Here is a 14,995-nt window from a genome sequence, read left to right as displayed (position 1 = left end):
GCAAGTTCTATCTCATGTAGAATAAACCCGGCCGTTCCGGCCCGCCCCGCACCGCGATCGAAAACGGACTACCAATGCGCGCTTCACGCCACGACGGCCACCCCGCCGCTGGCGCAGCTGTCGCTGCATCCGGTCCCACCCGGTCGCCGTGGCTGAAGATCCTGCGGTCCGCCCTGGTCGCCGGCGGTGCAACCGCCGGGCTGGTCATCGTGATGTCAACGGTGGCGGCGGGTGCGGCCGGTGCCCTGAGTGCCCTGCTCGGCGCGACGCTGGTGGTGCTGTTCTTCGCGATCAGCCTGCTGGTGGGCCACTACGTGGGGCGGTCCAATCCTTCCGGCGCCATCGGTGCCTTCATCGCCACCTACATCATCAAAGTAGTGGGCTTTGGGGCGGCTCTCTTCCTCATCGGCACCCCGATGTGGCTCGAGCGGACCTGGTTCTTTGTTGCGGCGGTGGCCACCGTGGTGGTCTGGCAGGCGGCCGAAGTGTTCGCCTTCTCGCGCACCCGGCACCAGTTGTACGCCGACCCCGAACCGGAGCCGGCGGACCGTCGGCAGCATTCGGAAGGGGAAATCGGACATGGCCTCTAAAGGCACATCCGGCCCCGCGCGGAGCGGTTCCGGGGACGATTCCACCTACCAGGGCGGCAACACCGTCCTCACCTATATCCTTGGCGGGATCATCGCCTGGGGTTTGGTAGGCTGGGGTTTGGACTATCTGTTGGATACCCGCTGGCTGATTTTCGTCGGCGCCGTTCTGGGCGCTGGAGGCGGATATTATCTGGCCCGCAAACACAACCTCACGCGCGGCGCCCGGCGCCGCCATGAGGATGGCGCGGGGGACCACACCTAAATGTCAGAAAACTTTATATGGTGGCCTGCCTCGATGGCGACCCACCCTGAAACGCCCAAAGATGGACACTGCAGAGAGGAAACGCGTTGATCGCGCTTGCGCTTCCGGCGGCCGCTGATGAAGGTGGCTTCGTCCCACCGAGCCTCGAAGATATGCATCTACCGGAGGTTCTCCCGTGGATGGCCCCGTACGGTGAGGGCTTCGGCAAGCAGATGCTGCTGGTCCTGCTGTCCGTCGCACTGATTTCCTGGTTCTTCGTGGCGGCCTCCCGCCGCCGCCAGCTTGTTCCCGGCAAGCTGCAGCACCTGGGCGAAATGAGCTACAACTTCGTCCGCAACTCGGTGGGCAAGGACATCATCGGTGAGCGCGACTTCAGGCCGTTCGTCCCGCTGCTGATGGCACTGTTCTTCTTCATCCTGGTGAACAACCTCTTCGGCTCCATTCCGCTGCTGCAGCTGCCGACCCCGTCGCACGTGGGCACGGCCTACGCCCTGGCCGGCGTCGTCTACATTACGTGGATCGTCCTGGGCATCAAGAAGCACGGCATCGCCTACTTCAAGCTCGCCGTCGTTCCGTCCGGCGTGCCGAAGGCGATCCTCCCGCTGGTCGTCCTCATCGAAATCATCTCCACCTTCCTGGTCCGCCCGGTCACGCACAGCCTGCGTCTCTTCGCCACCATGCTGGCCGGCCACCTGATCATCATGCTGGCTGCCGCCGGATCCGAATTCCTGATCATGGATGCCGACTTCTGGTTGAAGCCGCTGGGCATCCTGACGCTGGCCGGCGGCGTGGGCATGTACTTCTTCGAAATCCTGATCCAGGTCCTGCAGGCGTACGTGTTCGTCCTGCTGACCGCGATCTACATCCAAGGCTCCTTGGCCGAGGAACACTAAATTTCCCCGCTGGGGAAGAACCTGAACCAACAACCTGCCCATTGGGGCATCTTGAAAGGAAAATAATGGAAGGCAATATCAACCTCGTCGGTTACGGTCTCTCCGCTATCGGCGGTGCCATCGGTGTGGGCCTCGTGTTCGCTGCTTACATCAACGGCGTTGCCCGCCAGCCGGAGGCACAGCGCGTGCTGCAGCCGATCGCATTCCTGGGTCTCGCGCTGACTGAAGCTTTGGCCATTCTTGGTCTGGTGTTCGCGTTCGTCCTCTAACAGGGCAACGCGGACCATCCACACCGAGTAGATAGGACGGGTGAGATATGAATCAGGCTATGATCCTCGCCGCCGCGGAGGGTGCAAACCCTCTGATCCCTAACGTCTGGGAAATCGTCGTCACGCTGATCGGCTTCGCGATTCTCATGTACATCGTCGCCAAGTTCGTCGTTCCGGCGTTCGAGAAGACGTATGCGGAGCGCACCGAAGCCATCGAGGGCGGGATTGCCAAGGCGGAGGCCGCCCAGGCCGAAGCCAGCGCTGCGTTGGACGAGTACAAGCAGCAGTTGATGGACGCCCGCGCGGAAGCCAACCGCATCCGCGAGGACGCCCGCGCCGAAGGCGCCCAGATCCTGGCGGAGCTGAAGGAAAAGGCCCAGGCAGAGGCTGCACGCATCAGCGAGCAGGCCCAGGTCCAGATTGATGCAGAGCGTCAGGCAGCCGTGACATCGCTGCGCAGCGAAGTCGGCACCCTGGCCACCGAACTGGCCGGCAGGATTGTCGGCGAGTCGCTGAACGACGACGCACGCGCTGCCCGCGTCGTGGACCGCTTCCTCGCCGACCTTGAGTCTCAGAGTGCAGGTGCTGCTAAATAATGGCCGGTGTATCGAGCGAGTCACTGAAAGCGGCACAGCAGGAACTGGAGGCTAAGCTTCCCACCGCTTCGCTGTCCCTGGCAGAGGAACTCTTTGGGATCCTGGGCCTGCTGGACAGCAATGCCGGTCTGCGCCGTGCCCTGACCGATCCGGCGCGCGACAGCAGCGAGAAGGCCGACATGTTCGGCCGCCTCCTCGAGGGGAAGGTCTCGGCGGATGCCCGGGCCATCGCCACCTCGTTGGCTGCCGCGCGTTGGGCCTCTGCGCGCGACATCGGGGACGCCTTGGAGACCTTGGCGGCCACGACGGCTGTCGCAGTCGCAGAGGGCCAGGGTGTTGACGGACTCGAAGGTCTGGAGAGGGACCTGTTCGCGTTCAACCGCATTGTCGGGTCGGACCACGGCCTGCAGCGTGCCCTGCTGGAACCCCAGGCTTCGGACGAAGCCAAATCGGCGCTGGCGCTGAAGCTGGTGCCGGCCGCGGGCCCCGTGGCACAGCTGCTGATCCGGCAGGCGGTAACCGCCCCGCGCGGCATCAAGCCCACGGCCCTGGTAGAGCGGTTCATCCAGTTGGTGGCCAAGCGCCAGCAGCGTTGGATCGCGGAGGTCAGCGTTACCCGTCCGCTGACCAGCGAACAGATGAGCCGCCTGCAGGCCGGGCTCAACCGGTTGTACGGCCGGGAGCTGCGGATCCACTTCAACGTGGATCCACGGCTGGTTGGCGGCGTGCGGGTCATGGTCGGGGATGAGGTCGTGGATGCGTCAGTGATCTCCCGCCTGGCCGAGCTCCGCCGGAGTCTCGCGGTTTAGCCTCCTCGCGGAGACTGGGCCGGAAGCCTCACACAGACTGAAAAACACACCGGTCGTCGCGCACCACGCGATGATCATAAACACAGGAGAGCAGGGACTGCAGATGGCCGAATTGACCATCAACGCCGACGACGTCCGCAATGCGCTGAACGAGTTCGCGGCGTCCTATGAACCCGGAAGCGCCGAGCGGGTCGAAGTCGGCCACGTGACCACCGCCAGCGATGGCATCGCCCGTGTCGAGGGTCTTCCCTCGGCCATGGCGAACGAACTGCTGCGTTTCGAGAACGGCGTCCTGGGCCTGGCCCAGAACCTCGACACCCGCGAAATCGGCGTCGTAATCCTCGGTGAATTCACCGGCATCGAAGAAGGCATGGAAGTTCACCGCACCGGTGAGATCCTGTCCGTACCGGTCGGCGACGCCTTCCTCGGCCGTGTCGTGGACCCGCTGGGCCTGCCCATCGACGACAAGGGCCCGATCGAATCGCACGAGCGCCGCGCACTGGAGCTGCAGGCTCCCGGCGTTACCCAGCGCAAGTCCGTTCACGAGCCGCTGCAGACCGGCATGAAGGCCATCGACGCGATGATCCCAATCGGCCGCGGACAGCGCCAGCTGATCATCGGCGACCGCCAGACCGGCAAGACGGCCATCGCCGTCGACGCCATCTTGAACCAGAAGGCCAACTGGGAGTCCGGTGACGTCAACCGGCAGGTCCGCTGCATCTACGTGGCGATCGGCCAGAAGGCATCGACCATCGCCGCCGTCCGCCAGACCCTGGAGGACAAGGGTGCGCTGGAGTACACCACCATCGTGGCGTCCCCGGCCTCCGATCCCGCCGGCTTCAAGTACCTGGCGCCGTACGCCGGTTCGGCCATCGGCCAGCACTGGATGTACTCCGGCAAGCACGTTCTGATCATCTTTGATGATCTCTCCAAGCAGGCCGAAGCCTACCGCGCCGTGTCGCTGCTGCTGCGCCGCCCGCCGGGACGCGAAGCCTACCCGGGCGACGTGTTCTACCTGCACTCCCGCCTGCTGGAGCGTTGCGCCAAGCTCTCCGACGAGCTGGGCGCGGGTTCGATGACCGGCCTGCCGATCATCGAGACCAAGGCGAACGACGTCTCGGCCTACATTCCGACCAACGTCATCTCCATCACGGACGGCCAGATCTTCCTGCAGTCCGACCTGTTCAACGCCAACCAGCGTCCCGCCGTGGACGTCGGCGTGTCCGTCTCCCGCGTGGGCGGTGCGGCACAGGTCAAGGCCATGAAGAAGGTCTCCGGCACGCTGAAGCTGGACCTGGCCCAGTACCGGGACATGCAGGCGTTCGCCATGTTCGCCTCGGACCTCGATGCGGCGTCGCGCCAGCAGCTGACCCGCGGTGCGCGCCTCATGGAACTGCTGAAGCAGGGCCAGTACACGCCGTACCCGGTGGAAAACCAGGTCGTGTCCATCTGGGCCGGCACCAACGGCTACCTGGACGATGTTCCGGTCGAGGACGTCACCCGGTTCGAGACCGAGTTCCTCTCGCACCTGCGGCACCGCAGCTCGGTGCTGACGACGATCGCCCAGACGAATCTGCTCGAGGATTCGACCGTGGACGAGTTGAAGTCGCAGATCGTGGACTTCAAGCAGGGCTTCTTCGGGGAGGGCGACAGCCGTCTGGTCGGCGCCGGCCACGAAGAGTACGACCCCCTGGCCGAAGACGAAGTCGCCCAGGAACAGATCGTCAAGCAGAAGCGCTAATTCATCTTCGTTGGCCGGGCGGAACCACTTGAGGGTTCCGTCCGGCCGCCGAGGACGAGGAAAGGAAGAGTATGGGAGCCCAGATTCGGGTCTACCGCCAGAAGATCGCATCGACTTCGTCGCTGCGGAAGATCTTCAAGGCGATGGAGCTGATCGCCGCCTCACGCATTGGCAAGGCCCGCAGCCGCGTCGCGGCCTCGTTGCCGTACGCCAATGCGATCACCCGTGCCGTTTCTGCCGTGGCCTCGCAGTCCGAGATCGACCATCCGCTGACCACCGAGCCGGAGCAGATCCGCAGGGCCGCCGTGCTCGTGCTGACCTCCGACCGCGGTCTGGCGGGATCGTACTCCGCGTCGGTGCTGAAGCAGGCCCAGTCCCTGACCGAGCTGCTTCATGGAGAAGGCAAGGAAGTCCGCCACTACCTGGTCGGCCGTAAGGCGCAGGCCTACTTCGACTTCCGGAACATTCAGTACCAGCAGGTCTGGACGGGCGGAACGGACGCTCCTGAGTTCGCGACCGCCCGCGAGATCGGCGAGGCACTGCTCTCCGACTTCAACACGCCGTATGAGGACGGTGGCGTAGACGAGCTCCACATTGTCTACACCCGCTTCAAGTCCATGGTTACCCAGGAGCCCGCGGTCATCCGACTGCTGCCGCTGGAGGTCGTGGAAGAAGAGGCCACCGCAGAGACCGATCTGCTGCCGCTGTACGAGTACGAGCCGGAGCCCGAGCAGGTTTTGGACGCACTGCTGCCGCGCTACATCGAGTCGCGCATCTTCGCAGCCCTGCTCCAGGCCGCTGCCAGCGAGCTCGCTGCACGCCAGCGCGCGATGAAGTCGGCCAGCGACAACGCCACGGACCTGATCGAGAAGTACACCCGTCTGCGCAACAACGCGCGCCAGGCAGAGATTACGCAGGAACTCACCGAGATTGTCGGTGGCGCGGACGCCCTCGCGGCGTCCTGATAAGTCCCTGCAGCAACAGCACACATAACCACGCCATCGAAACTGAGAAGTGAGAAAGATGACTGCCCAAACCATCGAGCACGGAACCGGTTCCGTCGCTACGGGCGCTACCGGCCGTATCGCCCGTGTCATCGGCCCGGTTGTCGACGTCGAATTTCCGGCGGACGCAATCCCCGCAATGTACAACGCCCTCACCGCTGAGGTGACCCTCAACGGCGAGACCCGCACCATCACCTTCGAGACCTCGCAGCACCTGGGCGACAACCTGGTCCGCGCGATCTCGCTGCAGGCCACCGACGGCCTGGTCCGCGGCACCACGGTCCAGGACGCCGGCTCCCCGATCACCGTGCCCGTGGGCGACGGCGTCAAGGGCCACATCTTCAACGTCCTGGGCGAGCCGCTCGACGTCGAAGCGTCCCAGCTGGAAATCACCGAGCGCTGGCCGATCCACCGCAAGGCACCGAACTTCGCCGAGCTGGAAGGCTCCACCGAGATGCTGGAGACCGGCATCAAGGTGATCGACCTGCTGACCCCGTACATCAAGGGCGGCAAGATTGGCCTCTTCGGCGGCGCCGGCGTGGGCAAGACCGTGCTGATCCAGGAAATGATCACCCGTGTGGCCCGCAACTTCGGCGGCACGTCGGTGTTCGCCGGCGTTGGCGAGCGTACCCGCGAGGGCAACGACCTCTGGGTGGAAATGGAAGAAGCCGGCGTGCTCAAGGACACCGCGCTGGTGTTCGGCCAGATGGATGAGCCGCCGGGAACGCGTCTGCGCGTGGCCCTGTCCGCCCTGACCATGGCGGAGTACTTCCGCGATGTGCAGAAGCAGGACGTGCTGCTGTTCATCGACAACATCTTCCGCTTCACGCAGGCCGGTTCCGAGGTTTCCACGCTGCTGGGCCGCATGCCCTCGGCCGTGGGCTACCAGCCGAACCTGGCCGACGAGATGGGCGTGCTGCAGGAACGCATCACCTCCACCAAGGGCCACTCGATCACCTCGATGCAGGCGATCTACGTCCCCGCGGACGACTACACCGACCCGGCACCGGCGACGACCTTCGCCCACCTGGACGCCACCACGGAGCTGTCCCGTGAAATCGCCTCGCGCGGCCTGTACCCGGCCGTGGATCCGCTGACCTCGACGTCGCGCATCCTGGATCCGCAGTACATCGGGCAGGACCACTACAACACCGCGGTCCGCGTGAAGCAGATCCTGCAGAAGAACAAGGAACTGCAGGACATCATTGCCATCCTCGGCATTGACGAACTGGGCGAAGAGGACAAGATCGTCGTCGCCCGCGCCCGCCGCATCCAGCAGTTCCTGTCGCAGAACACCTACACCGCCAAGCAGTTCACCGGCGTCGAGGGTTCCACGGTCTCCATCAAGGACACCGTGGAAGGCTTCCGGGCCATCTGCGACGGCGAGCTCGACCACATCGCCGAGCAGGCCTTCTTCAACGTGGGCGGCCTGGACGACGTGGAGCGCCAGTGGGCCAAGATCCAGGAACAGACCGGGAAGTAAGGCCTGTGGCTAATATTTCTGCTGAACTGGAAGTTGAGATTGTTGCCGCCGACCACTTCGTGTGGTCCGGCCCGGCAACAATGGTCAGGGCGCGGACCAGCGACGGCGAGATCGGGATCCTGCCCGGGCACAGCCCGGTGCTGGCGGTCCTGGCCGCCGGCGAGCTGGTCATCGAGCCGGTCTCCGGTGAGCGCATCAACGTGAATGTCGACGGCGGGTTTTTCTCTGTCGACAGCAACCGGGTCGTCATCGTCGCAGACAACGCGACGGTGGGCGACGAGGCTACGGCGGGAACCCGCTAGCCGCCGGTGAACGGTCTCGACGTCACGTTCGCCATACTGGCCGCAGTCTTCCTGCTGCTGGTGTTGGCACTGGTCGCCTTCGGGGTGCGCCGCTACCAGCTGCGGCGCGCCCTTGGCACCTTCGACGCCTCCATCGCCATGCTGCCCGGCAGCTGGCAGATGGGGGTTTGTCGTTATACGGACACGCACCTGGAATGGCTGCGCCTGTTGTCGTTGAGCCCCAAACCGCGCTATCGGTTCCGGCGCAGTTCGCTGGAACTGCAGGGCTGGCGGCAGCCGACCGAAACCGAGCGGGCCAAGATCCAGCCCGGTGCGATCGTCGTGATGCTCACGCACGAAAAACAGGATCTGTCGATGGCCATGACCTTCGACGTCTATGCGGGTCTCTCGTCCTGGCTGGAAGCCGGGCCGGTGATCGGCATCGGCACCTGGCGCTGAGATCCCTCTGCGGCGCGGCTCTTCCAGGAGCCGCGCCGTCCGTCTTTAACCGGCCCAGCCGTTCGTAACCGGCGCAGTCCCGCCCCAACCGTAGGATGGTTTCCATGGAGAACGTGATCGTGGTGCATGGCCCCAGCTCGCTGAACGGGCGGGTGGAGGTTCCCGGCGCCAAGAACAGCGTCCTGAAGCTGATGGCCGCGGTGCTGTTGGCACAGGGCCGTTCCACGATCACGAATGTGCCGGACATCCAGGACGTCTGGATCATGTCGGAACTGCTGCGTCGGCTCGGCTGCGGGGTGGATTACGACGTGGACGCCGCCAGCGTCCACATCGACGTACCGGAGGCGCCGGCCCACCAGGCAGACTACGACCTGGTCCGCGCCATGCGGGCCTCCATTTCCGTGCTCGGCCCGCTCGTGGCACGTTGCCGGCAGGCGGAAGTGGCACTGCCCGGGGGAGACGCCATCGGCAGCCGCGGCCTGGACATGCACCGGGCCGGGCTGGAACAGATGGGCGCCCACATCAGCATCGACCACGGCTACCTGGTGGCCAAGGCGCCGCAGGGGCTGCACGGGACCCACCACCGCCTGCCGTATCCGTCGGTCGGCGCCACCGAAAACCTGATGATGGCCGCGACCCTGGCCCGGGGAGTGACGGTGATCGACAACGCGGCGCGGGAACCGGAGATCACCGACATCGCGGACCTGCTGGTCTCGATGGGTGCCCGGATCGAAGGGATCGGCTCGCCCACGCTGGTCATCACCGGCGTGGAGAGCCTGCAGCCCGTGCGCCACAGCACCGTGCCGGACCGGATCGTCGCCGGGACCTGGGCCTTCGCAGCTGCCGTCACCGGTGGAACGGTGGACGTGGCCAGGTCCAACCCCGGCCACCTGGCCGTGGTCCTGGACAAGCTGGAACAGGCCGGCTGCCGGATCACCAGCAGGGACGACGGATTCACGGTGGAAGGACCGGAGCGCCCGCGGCCGATCAACGTCTCCACGCTGCCGTACCCCGGCTTTCCCACGGACCTGCAGCCGTTCGTCGTCGCGCTGAATGCCGTGGCGGACGGGCACGGCATGGTGACGGAAAACGTCTTCGAAGCGCGCTGGGGTTTCACCTCCGAACTGGCCCGGCTGGGAGCGGTGGTGCGGCTGGACGGGCACCACGCGCTGATCAAGGGGGTGCCGCAGCTCTCCGGCGCACCGGTCGAGGCCAACGACATCCGGGCCGGCGCCGCGCTGGTGATCGCGGGGCTGGTGGCCGACGGCACCACCGAGATCCACGGCGTCGAGCACATTGACCGGGGATACGAGCGGTTCGACGAACGCCTGCGCGCACTGGGCGGAGACGTGGTCCGGCTGGGACCGCCGAAGCTTCCCGCCTGACGCCGCAGCGTCCGACGCCGGAATACACAGAACCCCTCCGAAGGCATCGGAGGGGTTCTGTGTGTGTGGCGGTGCCGTGGAGGGCCCGCCCTGCCAAGCCGAAGCTAGATGACAGTGACGCCGGTGGCCTGGGGGCCCTTGGCGCCCTGGCCGATCTCGAAGCTCACGCGCTGGTTTTCGTCGAGGGTCTTGAATCCGCCCGACTGGATTTCAGAGTAGTGAACGAAGACGTCGCCGTCGGCCTCATCCGGTGTGATGAAGCCGAAGCCCTTTTCCGCGTTAAACCACTTAACGGTCCCCTGTGCCATTTAAATCTCCTCATCGTGAAACAAAAACAAGCCGGCACACCTCGTACCAACCCGGTTACTCCGTGGAAGATCCAAACGACACGGCCTGGGGGCCGGACGCCGTGGAGCTTCACACTCGCAACACGTCTTGCGAGCATGAAAACCACACCTACACAAAGACTGAGTTAAGCATCACATAAGCCCCATGGGCGGTCAACGGTACAAAGAACAATTCAATCTTTTATTAAGCGAGAGTTCGGCGCGGGGTTAATTACCGCCAGGCGGGCGACGAGCGCGGCACCAGCGGCAGGAGAGCGCGCGCTGTTGCACGCCCGCCGGAGCGTCAGAACAGGCGGGAGTCGGCGTCGTCCACGCCGCGCATCTCGTCGTAATCGAGGGTCAGGCATTCAATGCCCCGGTCGGCGGCAAGCACGCGCGCCTGCGGCTTGATCTGCTGGGCCGCGAAAATGCCCTTGACCGGAGCCAGCAGGGGATCGCGGTTGAGCAGCTCCAGATAGCGGGTCAGCTGTTCCACGCCGTCGATGTCGCCGCGGCGCTTGAGCTCCACGGCCACGGTCCCGCCGTCGGCGTTGCGGGCCAGGATGTCCACCGGCCCGATCGCCGTCATGTATTCGCGCCGCACCAGGGTGTGGCCGGGGCCGAGGCGGTGGATCTGTTCGGCCAGCAGGCGCTGCAGGTCGGCCTCCACGCCGTCCTTGACCAGCCCAGGGTCCACGCCCAGGTCGTGGCTGTATTCGTGCAGGTGCTCGTGGATGCTGATCACCAGGCGGTCGTCGCTCTTGGCATGCTGGACGTGCCAGACTTCGCGGACGCCCGAGGAGGCGTCGTCGGCCTCCGGCTCCGCCACCCGGAGATTCGCCGGCGGGCTCATCCAGTTGAGCGGCTTGTAGGAACCGCCGTCGGAATGGATCAGGACGGAGCCGTCCGCCTTCACCATCAGCAGGCGGGTGGCCAGCGGCAGGTGGGCGCGGAGGCGGCCGATGTAGTCGACGGAGCAACGGGCAATGACAAGACGCACAGTAGGCCACTTTACCGGTGCCGGCTGCGTGGTCGGTCCGGTGCCGCGGCGGGCGGGCGCGGTTCGGCCGGGGCCGCGCCGGTGGGGCAGAATGGTGGCATGCCCCGTTCCAACCGCCCGCGCCGCCGCTCAGGGGCGGGCAGCAGCAAGTGGACGCGGGCCAACGAGCTGGACCTGGACCGCGCCCGGGCCGGCATTCCGGAGCGCCAGAACGCGCCCGACGGCGAATGGAACGTGCGGCGCATCACCCCGTCGAACGCCGCCAAGGAGTACACCTGCCCGGGCTGCAACCGGACGATCGGCCCGGGGATCGAGCACCTCGTCGCCTGGCAGGCCGACTCGCTGTTCGGCGGCGAGACGGCGCTGGCCGAGCGGCGGCACTGGCATCCGCGCTGCTGGCAGACCCGCAGTTTCCGCTACCGCTGACCCGGCCTCAGTTCCGGTCCTGCCGGACGATGAAGACGTCCTTCAGCAGCAGCATCACCGACGCCGCGGCCGGAATCGCCATCAGGGCGCCCAGCACACCCATCAGCGAACCGCCGGCAATCACGGCGATCACGGCAACGGCGCCGGGGACGGCCACCGCGCGCTGCATGATGCGCGGAGAGACGAAGTAGGCCTCGATCTGCAGGTAGGCAAAGTAGATGACGGCGAACAGCAACGCCGGCTGCCAGCCCACGGTCAGGGCAACCAGCGAGACGAACCCGCCGGCGATCACGGCCCCGATCAGCGGGATGAAGGCCAGCAGGCCGACGACGAAGGTCAGCAAGGCCGTGAACGGCACCTGCGCAATGGTCATGGCGATAAACGCCACCGCCGCGTTGATCAGGGCCACGCAGGCCTGGCCGATCACATAGCTGCCCACGCTGCCGGTGATTTCTTCGGACAGGCGCTGCACCTGTCGCCGCTTGGACCGCGGAGCGAGCCGGTAGGCCCACACCTTCAGCGCCGGGAGCGACGCCAGGAAGTACAGCGTGAGCACCAGCACGATCAGCGCCCCGAACGCACCCTGGAGCACGGCACTGCCGACGCCGAGAACGCCGCCGAAGATGCCCGTGACGTTCTCGGAACTGGCAAAGAACCGCTCCAGTTCGATGTCGATGCGTTCCCGGACCTGGAACTGCGCATCGATCGTCTGGAAGAAGGCCGAGTTCAGGATGTCCTCGACATAGCGCGGAGCGTTGGCCACGATCTGCGTGGTCTGGTTGACGATGGTCGGGATGAGCGTGGAGATGAACGCCGCGATCAGCCCGGCCAGGATCAGCACCACAATGATGACCCCGGCCGGACGCGGCAGCCCCTTGCTTTCCAGCCAGCGGACGATCGGATCGAGCCCCAGGGCAATGAAGAGCGCCGCCGCGATCCACGCCAGCAGCTCGCCGACGTTGGTCAGCACAAAGTAGAGCAGCAGCGCGAAACCGACGCCGACCGTGGCCATGAATCCGAAGTGGATCGGGTGCCGGGCGGGGGAGAACTCGGTGCCTGCGGCGCCGTCGCGGGCGGCGGCGGGGGAATCGTCCTCGGGCGGCATCTGGAAGCGGACGCGCGGCCGGGCGCGGGGCATCGAGGCGCCGAGGCGCCCGAGGGCGCCGAGCACGGCGTGCCGGCGAGCCGCCATGACCGGCGTCGAGGCCGGAGAGCCGGCCGTCGCGGCGGGATCCGTGGCCGGCGCGGCGGGATCCGGGGCCGGTGCCGCGAGGTCGGCGGGCTGGCCCTCGGCCGGCGATCCGTTGCCGGCGGCGGGCGTGGGAGCATCCCGGGGTTCGCTCACGCAGCATCCTCTCTTCCGCCTGCAGCCGCTGAAGCAGCGGGCGGGCGCACTTGTCACGCGCTAAGCAACAACGGCGCAGGATAGGGGCAATTCTGAGCGAAAGACTACCAGTCCGGTATGGTGTGGCAGCGGATGCCGACGGCAAAAAGGGCAAAAGGCGGTCCGCGGCGGACCACGCGGTCCGGCCGCGCACGGACGGCCGAGAGGGTTCGTTACCATAGGGTTATAAAGCATGACCGATGGCGGGCACCCCGGCCGGCCCTGGAGGCTTGGGCGTCCCTGCGGCCCTTCCCTCCTGCAGCGATCGACGATTGGTATTTTTGTGCGTTTTAAGATTTCAGTGGCCCTGATGGTGATCGGCCTGCTGGCCATCGCGCTGGGCATCGCCCAGCGGACCGTGTGGGCGCCGCCCGAGCGTGCCTCGGCCACCTACACGGCAGCCGATGCAACCGCACCCGTGACCGTCATCGAACCGGAAGTCTTCGGTGTCCACGAAGAAGAAGTGGACGTTTCGGTGGAGGCCGACGGCGAGTTCCTGCTGGCCATCGGCCGAGCGGGCGACGTCGAGGCCTGGGTCGGAGAGGCGGCGCACACCTCCCTGACAGGCATCGAGGACGGGCAACTGCAGGGGACCGTAACCGAGGGCGAGGCCAAGGTGCCGAACCCTGCGGGCTCCGACCTGTGGGTGAGCCAGCAGAAGGCCGAGGGCAGCCTTGAGCACCGGTGGCTGGCCCCGGCCGACGGCGAGTGGTCCATCCTGCTGGCCGCGGACGGCACCGAGCCGGCGCCGACGACGGTGACCGTCACCTGGCCGAACGACACCTCGGTGCCGTGGTCGCTGGCCCTGATGATCATCGGAGCCCTGCTGCTGGTGCTCGGCGTGGCGATGGCCGTGGTGTCCCGCCGCCCGAACCGGCCGGTCCCCGGCGGCGACTCCGACCCCCGGGGCGGCGGCGGCCGGCCGAACGCAGGCGGGCCGGAAACGGCACCGCTGGCTCAGCGGGGCGGCAGTGTTCCGGCCGGCCGTCCCGGCCAGGCCGGGCCCGGAGACGCGGGCCTGGAAAAGCCCGAACAGGGCGAGCGGTCACCGGGCCGCCGTTCCCTGATGGAACGCCCGAAGCTGGGCCTGCGCGCCGCCGCCGCTGCGGGAGCGGCCGTGGTGCTGGCCTCCGGCGCCGTGCTTCCCGCCCACGCCGCCTCTCCGGCCGCCCCGTCCCAGGGCGCAGGGGAAGCCGCCGGCCACCCGGTGGTGCTGGAGGGCCAACTGACCCGGATCATGGACTCGGTGGCGAAGGCGGTCTCCGACGCAGACTCGGCGCGGGATTCCGGCAAGCTGAAGCCGCGGGTCGCCGGTGCCGCCCTGACCGTCCGCGAGGCCAACTACAAGGTTCGGGCCGAAAACGGCGAGGCTGCGGCTCCCGTCCCGGTGGCTGCCGGGCCGATCCTGACCTCGATGGTCAGCACGAGTGCCGACTGGCCGCGGACGGTCGTGACGGTCACGGAGGGCGAGGACAATCCGGTGCCGCAGGTGATCGTGCTGGTGCAGCAGGATCCGCGCTCGAACTACCGGATGGTGGGCGCGCTCCAGATGCTGCCGGGCACCACGTTCCCGCAGGTCTCCACCGAGAGCGGCGGGACGCCGGCCGTGGCGCCGGACGCCGGGGAAGGCCTGCTGTACGCGCCGCAGGCGGCGGTGAAAATGGTCGCGGAGAACCTCGACGACGGCAAGCACAAGGACGCGATCGGTAAGAACACCTTCTCCGAGCAGATCCAGGCGTTCCAAAAAGACCAGGTGAAATCCAACAAGAACGCCGACATCTCCTTCAGCCGCAGCGTCGACGACGGCTCGCTGCGGGCGCTCCGCACCGCGGACGGCGGCGCCGTGGTGTTCGGCCACATGGAGTCGGTGATGAGCAGCGTGCCGGCCGAGGCCGGCGCCACCGTGGAACTCTCGCCCGAGTTCGCGGCGCTGGCAGGGGATGACTCCACCACCGAAGGCGTGGACGTGACCTACGGCGAGTCCGTCTTCCTGTACGTGCCGCCGGCCGGTTCCGACGACCGGCTCACCCTGGTGGGCGTCGCCCAGGGCCTGGTGGACGCCGAACTGAAGTAGCCCCGGCCGGCCG

The 14,995-nt window shown here is 66.7% G+C and carries 17 protein-coding genes; 14 read left to right on the top strand and 3 right to left on the bottom strand.

Going from position 1 to position 14,995, the window contains the following annotated elements; all coding sequences use genetic code 11:
* Positions 1-74: 74 nt before the first annotated feature.
* From AC5RVG_RS01300 to murA, 12 genes are all read left to right on the top strand, one after another.
* Entirely contained in the window at positions 75-590 is a 516-nt protein-coding gene (locus AC5RVG_RS01300; RefSeq protein WP_494012428.1) for a Cg1360 family ATP-synthase-associated protein, read from the top strand.
* Entirely contained in the window at positions 580-852 is a 273-nt protein-coding gene (locus AC5RVG_RS01295; RefSeq protein ID WP_494012427.1) for a hypothetical protein, read from the top strand. Before AC5RVG_RS01300 ends, AC5RVG_RS01295 begins: the two co-directional genes overlap by 11 nt.
* Positions 853-938: 86 nt before the next feature.
* The gene (atpB, locus tag AC5RVG_RS01290) at positions 939-1,745 is read left to right on the top strand and encodes a F0F1 ATP synthase subunit A (protein ID WP_494012426.1); all 807 of its coding nucleotides are present in this window, start codon (positions 939-941) and stop codon (positions 1,743-1,745) included.
* 65 nt (positions 1,746-1,810) lie between these two features.
* Entirely contained in the window at positions 1,811-2,014 is a 204-nt protein-coding gene (gene atpE, locus AC5RVG_RS01285; protein WP_074701684.1) for an ATP synthase F0 subunit C, read from the top strand.
* A gap of 47 nt (positions 2,015-2,061) precedes the next feature.
* Entirely contained in the window at positions 2,062-2,610 is a 549-nt protein-coding gene (locus tag AC5RVG_RS01280; protein ID WP_494012425.1) for a F0F1 ATP synthase subunit B, read from the top strand.
* Complete coding sequence (locus tag AC5RVG_RS01275; RefSeq protein WP_494012424.1) at positions 2,610-3,419, top strand: F0F1 ATP synthase subunit delta; 810 nt, start codon at positions 2,610-2,612, stop codon at positions 3,417-3,419. Before AC5RVG_RS01280 ends, AC5RVG_RS01275 begins: the two co-directional genes overlap by 1 nt.
* Before the next feature lie 103 nt (positions 3,420-3,522).
* On the top strand, positions 3,523-5,160 hold the full coding sequence (gene atpA / locus AC5RVG_RS01270) for a F0F1 ATP synthase subunit alpha (RefSeq protein ID WP_494000121.1): 1,638 nt from the start codon (positions 3,523-3,525) through the stop codon (positions 5,158-5,160).
* Positions 5,161-5,231: 71 nt separating this feature from the next.
* Positions 5,232-6,125: a F0F1 ATP synthase subunit gamma gene (locus AC5RVG_RS01265; protein WP_493979721.1), complete on the top strand. Its 894-nt coding sequence runs from the start codon at positions 5,232-5,234 to the stop codon at positions 6,123-6,125.
* A 58-nt stretch (positions 6,126-6,183) separates the two neighbouring features.
* Positions 6,184-7,647 (top strand): F0F1 ATP synthase subunit beta, encoded by a 1,464-nt coding sequence (atpD, locus tag AC5RVG_RS01260; RefSeq protein WP_494012423.1) that lies wholly within the window; start codon positions 6,184-6,186, stop codon positions 7,645-7,647.
* A 5-nt stretch (positions 7,648-7,652) separates the two neighbouring features.
* Positions 7,653-7,949, top strand: coding sequence for a F0F1 ATP synthase subunit epsilon (locus AC5RVG_RS01255; protein WP_494000118.1), 297 nt, complete (start codon positions 7,653-7,655; stop codon positions 7,947-7,949).
* A gap of 6 nt (positions 7,950-7,955) precedes the next feature.
* Complete coding sequence (locus AC5RVG_RS01250; RefSeq protein WP_493989254.1) at positions 7,956-8,387, top strand: DUF2550 domain-containing protein; 432 nt, start codon at positions 7,956-7,958, stop codon at positions 8,385-8,387.
* Between the two features lie 104 nt (positions 8,388-8,491).
* A complete protein-coding gene (gene murA, locus AC5RVG_RS01245; RefSeq protein WP_494012422.1) occupies positions 8,492-9,772 on the top strand; it encodes a UDP-N-acetylglucosamine 1-carboxyvinyltransferase in 1,281 nt (426 codons plus the stop codon).
* 104 nt (positions 9,773-9,876) lie between these two features.
* Here murA and AC5RVG_RS01240 read toward each other — a convergent pair whose 3' ends face one another.
* Complete coding sequence (locus AC5RVG_RS01240; RefSeq protein WP_136787594.1) at positions 9,877-10,080, bottom strand: cold-shock protein; 204 nt, start codon at positions 10,078-10,080, stop codon at positions 9,877-9,879.
* Between the two features lie 322 nt (positions 10,081-10,402).
* Positions 10,403-11,098, bottom strand: coding sequence for an endonuclease NucS (nucS, locus tag AC5RVG_RS01235; RefSeq protein ID WP_494000115.1), 696 nt, complete (start codon positions 11,096-11,098; stop codon positions 10,403-10,405).
* A 99-nt stretch (positions 11,099-11,197) separates the two neighbouring features.
* Between nucS and AC5RVG_RS01230 the strand changes: the two genes are divergently transcribed.
* The gene (locus AC5RVG_RS01230; protein ID WP_494000114.1) at positions 11,198-11,524 is read left to right on the top strand and encodes an Rv1322 family protein; all 327 of its coding nucleotides are present in this window, start codon (positions 11,198-11,200) and stop codon (positions 11,522-11,524) included.
* Between the two features lie 7 nt (positions 11,525-11,531).
* Here AC5RVG_RS01230 and AC5RVG_RS01225 read toward each other — a convergent pair whose 3' ends face one another.
* Positions 11,532-12,869: an AI-2E family transporter gene (locus tag AC5RVG_RS01225; RefSeq protein WP_494012421.1), complete on the bottom strand. Its 1,338-nt coding sequence runs from the start codon at positions 12,867-12,869 to the stop codon at positions 11,532-11,534.
* Positions 12,870-13,191: 322 nt separating this feature from the next.
* Here AC5RVG_RS01225 and AC5RVG_RS01220 point away from each other — a divergent pair, with 322 nt between their 5' ends.
* The gene (locus AC5RVG_RS01220) at positions 13,192-14,982 is read left to right on the top strand and encodes a DUF8094 domain-containing protein (protein WP_494012420.1); all 1,791 of its coding nucleotides are present in this window, start codon (positions 13,192-13,194) and stop codon (positions 14,980-14,982) included.
* The last annotated feature ends 13 nt before the right edge of the window (positions 14,983-14,995 follow it).

The sequence above is a fragment of the Arthrobacter senegalensis genome, from assembly GCF_059091765.1.
Note: the sequence above shows the minus strand (reverse complement) of the source record. Positions and strands in the feature narration are given on the sequence as shown.

What these genes read in the sequence shown, in the direction of transcription:
- AC5RVG_RS01300 (WP_494012428.1), top strand. Translation starts at nt 75, where the DNA reads ATGCGCGCTTCACGCCACGACGGCCACCCCGCCGCTGGCGCAGCTGTC.
- AC5RVG_RS01295 (WP_494012427.1), top strand. Translation starts at nt 580, where the DNA reads ATGGCCTCTAAAGGCACATCCGGCCCCGCGCGGAGCGGTTCCGGGGAC.
- atpE (WP_074701684.1), top strand. Translation starts at nt 1,811, where the DNA reads ATGGAAGGCAATATCAACCTCGTCGGTTACGGTCTCTCCGCTATCGGC.
- AC5RVG_RS01280 (WP_494012425.1), top strand. Translation starts at nt 2,062, where the DNA reads ATGAATCAGGCTATGATCCTCGCCGCCGCGGAGGGTGCAAACCCTCTG.
- AC5RVG_RS01275 (WP_494012424.1), top strand. Translation starts at nt 2,610, where the DNA reads ATGGCCGGTGTATCGAGCGAGTCACTGAAAGCGGCACAGCAGGAACTG.
- atpA (WP_494000121.1), top strand. Translation starts at nt 3,523, where the DNA reads ATGGCCGAATTGACCATCAACGCCGACGACGTCCGCAATGCGCTGAAC.
- AC5RVG_RS01265 (WP_493979721.1), top strand. Translation starts at nt 5,232, where the DNA reads ATGGGAGCCCAGATTCGGGTCTACCGCCAGAAGATCGCATCGACTTCG.
- atpD (WP_494012423.1), top strand. Translation starts at nt 6,184, where the DNA reads ATGACTGCCCAAACCATCGAGCACGGAACCGGTTCCGTCGCTACGGGC.
- murA (WP_494012422.1), top strand. Translation starts at nt 8,492, where the DNA reads ATGGAGAACGTGATCGTGGTGCATGGCCCCAGCTCGCTGAACGGGCGG.
- AC5RVG_RS01240 (WP_136787594.1), bottom strand. Translation starts at nt 10,080, where the DNA reads ATGGCACAGGGGACCGTTAAGTGGTTTAACGCGGAAAAGGGCTTCGGC.
- AC5RVG_RS01230 (WP_494000114.1), top strand. Translation starts at nt 11,198, where the DNA reads ATGCCCCGTTCCAACCGCCCGCGCCGCCGCTCAGGGGCGGGCAGCAGC.